The organism is Roseateles sp. (genome assembly GCF_044373315.1).
GTDB lineage: Bacteria > Pseudomonadota > Gammaproteobacteria > Burkholderiales > Burkholderiaceae_C > JACDQM01.
This window is the reverse complement of the sequence record NZ_JBILQK010000200.1, coordinates 1-3,153: the sequence shown is the minus strand read 5'-3', so window position 1 is coordinate 3,153 and position 3,153 is coordinate 1. Positions and strand designations below refer to the sequence as shown.

General features: G+C 68.1%; 4 protein-coding genes. All 4 read right to left on the bottom strand.

Annotated elements, in window-relative coordinates:
• Positions 1–93 precede the first annotated feature (93 nt).
• Positions 94–1,404, bottom strand: a complete 1,311-nt coding sequence (locus ACIQ67_RS20355) for a dihydroorotase (protein ID WP_397536195.1) — start codon at positions 1,402–1,404, stop codon at positions 94–96.
• Positions 1,401–2,363, bottom strand: a complete 963-nt coding sequence (locus ACIQ67_RS20350; RefSeq protein WP_397536194.1) for an aspartate carbamoyltransferase catalytic subunit — start codon at positions 2,361–2,363, stop codon at positions 1,401–1,403. Before ACIQ67_RS20350 ends, ACIQ67_RS20355 begins: the two co-directional genes overlap by 4 nt.
• Before the next feature lie 17 nt (positions 2,364–2,380).
• On the bottom strand, positions 2,381–2,875 hold the full coding sequence (gene pyrR / locus ACIQ67_RS20345) for a bifunctional pyr operon transcriptional regulator/uracil phosphoribosyltransferase PyrR (RefSeq protein WP_397536193.1): 495 nt from the start codon (positions 2,873–2,875) through the stop codon (positions 2,381–2,383).
• Positions 2,872–3,153, bottom strand: a 282-nt coding sequence (ruvX, locus tag ACIQ67_RS20340; RefSeq protein WP_397536192.1) for a Holliday junction resolvase RuvX, incomplete at its 5' end; no start/stop codon positions are given. The genes pyrR and ruvX, both read right to left, overlap by 4 nt.

Genomic DNA, 3,153 nt, shown 5'->3' with positions numbered 1-3,153 from the left:
CGGCCGAACTGCAGGCGAACCAGCAGCAGTCCGTGCAGCACATGCAGGGTCAGGCGCGTCAGGCGCCACAGGGCGATCAGGCTGCGCATCCGACTAGACGCGGGCCTCGAAGGCCAGCGTGCCGGCCACCAGCGTGTAGCGCACCCGGCCCGGCAGCTCGAAGCCGGTGATGCCGAAGGCAAACGGCGTGTGCTTACCCTGACTGACCAGGCGCTCCGGCGTCACCGCCCAGCGCTCGCGCGGATCGAAGATGCACAGATCGGCCACGCCGCCATCGACCAGACGGCCGGCACTGGCGGCCAGCGAGCCCAGCGCCGAACCCAGCACCTGGACTGGCGCACTGGTCACCACCGCCAGCGCCTTGGGCAAGGACTGACCCTCGTCCTCGGCCCATTTGAGCGCCAGGCTCAGCAGCAGTTCCAGCCCGGTGGCGCCGGGCGTGGCCTCGGCAAAGGGCAGGTTCTTCTCGTCCTCATCAACCGGCATGTGGTCAGACACCAGCGCATCCAGCGTGCCGTCGGCCAGGCCGGCGCGCAGCGCATCGCGGTCGCGGCCCTGGCGCAGAGGCGGGTTCACGCGCATCGCCGAGTTGAAGTAGCCGATATCCACATCGGTCAGATGCAGCGAGTTGATCGACACATCCGCCGTCACCGGCAAGCCTTCAGCCTTGGCACGCCGCACCAGTTCAACGCCCGCGGCGCTGGAGATGCGGCACAGATGCACTCGCACGCCGGTGGCACGCATCAGCTCGAAGATGGTGTGCAGCGCCACCGTCTCGGCCGTCACCGGCACGCCGGCCAGCCCCAAGCGCGTGGCCACCGCACCGCTGGCCGCCACGCCGCCGCCCAGCCAGGGATCCAGCGGGCGCAGCCACACCGTGTAGTCATAGGTGGCGGCGTACTGGAAGGCTCGGGTCAGAAACTGCGTGTTCTGGATCGGGCGCTCGGCTTGGCTGAAGCCCACGCAGCCGGCCTCGGTCAGCTCGGCCATCTCGGTCAGCGTCTCGCCGTCCAGGCCACGGGTCAGCGCGCCTAGCGGAAACAGCCGGCAGCGGCTGAGCTTGCGGGCGCGGAATTTCAGCATCTCCACCAGACCGGGCTCGTCCAGCGCGGGGTCGGTGTCGGGCGGGCAGACCAAGCTGGTCACACCGCCAGCCGCCGCTGCCGCCAGCTCGCTCTCCAACATGCCGCGCTGCTCCAGCCCCGGCTCACGCAGGCGTGCCGCCAGGTCCACCAGACCGGGGGCCACCACCAGGCCGTGGGCATCGATCACGCGGTTGGCGTCGAAGTCCGCCGACACATCACCCAGGCCGACGATGCGGCCGGCGGCGATGGCGATGTCACCGACGCGGTCCAGGCCCGATGCCGGGTCGATCAGCCGGCCGTTCTTGATGAGAATCTTCATGCTTCGTTTCCAGCAAGGATGGACATCACCGCCATGCGCACCGCGATGCCGAAGGTCACCTGCGGCAGGATCACGCTCTGACCGCCGTCGGCCACCGAGGAGTCGATCTCGACGCCGCGGTTGATCGGCCCCGGGTGCATCACGATGGCGTCGGGCTTGGCCAGCGCCAGCTTCTCGGGCGTGAGGCCGAAGTTCTTGAAGAACTCGCCGGCGCTGGGCAGCATCGCGCCGCTCATGCGCTCGTTCTGCAGGCGCAGCATGATGATGACGTCGGCATCGCGGATGCCTTCTTCCATGCTGTGGCAAACACGCACGCCCATCTCGCGCAGATCGCCCGGAACCAGGGTCTTGGGGCCGACCGCGCGGATCTCGGGCACGCCCAGGATGTTCAGCGCATGGATGTCCGAGCGGGCCACGCGCGAGTGCACGATGTCGCCGACGATGGCCACGGTCAGGTTGCGGAAGTCCTTCTTGTAGTGCCTGATCGTGTACATGTCGAGCAGGCCCTGCGTCGGGTGCGCATGGCGCCCGTCACCGGCGTTGACCACATGCACATGCGGCGCGCAGTGCTGCGCGATCAGGTAGGGCGCGCCGCTCTCGCTGTGGCGCACGACGAACATGTCGGCGTGCATCGCGCTGAGGTTGGCCACCGTGTCCAGCAGCGTCTCGCCCTTGGCGGTGCTGGAGCGGGCGATATCCAGGTTGATCACGTCGGCCGACAGGCGCTTGGCCGCGATCTCGAAGGTGGTGCGGGTGCGCGTGCTGTTCTCGAAGAACAGGTTGAACACCGACTTGCCGCGCAGCAGCGGCACCTTCTTGACCTCGCGGTCGTTGACCGACAGGAAGGTGCCGGCGGTGTCCAGTATCTGGTGGATCACCGCCTGCGGCAGGCCTTCGATGGAGAGCAGGTGCACCAGCTCGCCATGCTTGTTCAGCTGGGGATTTCGTTTCGACAACATCTTCTGGTTCCCTTCGCTCACTTCACATCGAAGCTGAAGCGGCCGGCCTCGTCGCGCGCCAGGCGCAGCTTCTGCTCAACGCCCAGCGCCACGCGCGCGGCCGAGAAGGCCGGCTCGATCGGCAGCTGGCGTCCGCCGCGGTCCACCAGCACCGCCAGCTGCACGCTCGCCGGGCGGCCGAAGTCGAACAGCTCGTTGATCACCGCGCGCGTGGTGCGGCCGGTGTAGAGCACGTCGTCGATCAGCAGAATATGGCGGCCTTCGACCTCGAAGGGCAGCTTGGTGTGGTCGGCGCTGGCGCTCATGCCCTTGGAGCCGAAGTCGTCGCGGTGCAGCGAGCTGGAGATCACGCCGGCCTCGCCAGCCAGGCCCAGATCGCGCTGCAGCCGCTCGGCCAGCCAGGCGCCGCCCGACCAGATGCCCACCAGCACGGTGTCCTTGCCCATCAGGCGCTGCACGCCCTTGAGCAGGTCGAGGTACAGCGCCTCGGCGTCTAGAAGTAAGGTGCTCATGCTTGTTGTTCCCGCAAGAATTGTTCAAGTATCAAGGCCGCCGAGACCGAGTCCACATCACGCGCGCCACGGCTTTCGGCCTCGACGCTGGTGTAGCGCTCGTCGACCTCGAACACCGGCAGCCGCAGGCGGCTCTTGAGCTGGCGGCCGAAGCGGCGCGCGCGCTGGGTGATCTCATGCTCGGCGCCATCGGGGTGGAAGGGCACGCCGATCACCAGTGCATCTGGCTGCCACTCGCGCACCAGCTTCTCGATCGCCACAAAGCGCGCCTCGCCTTC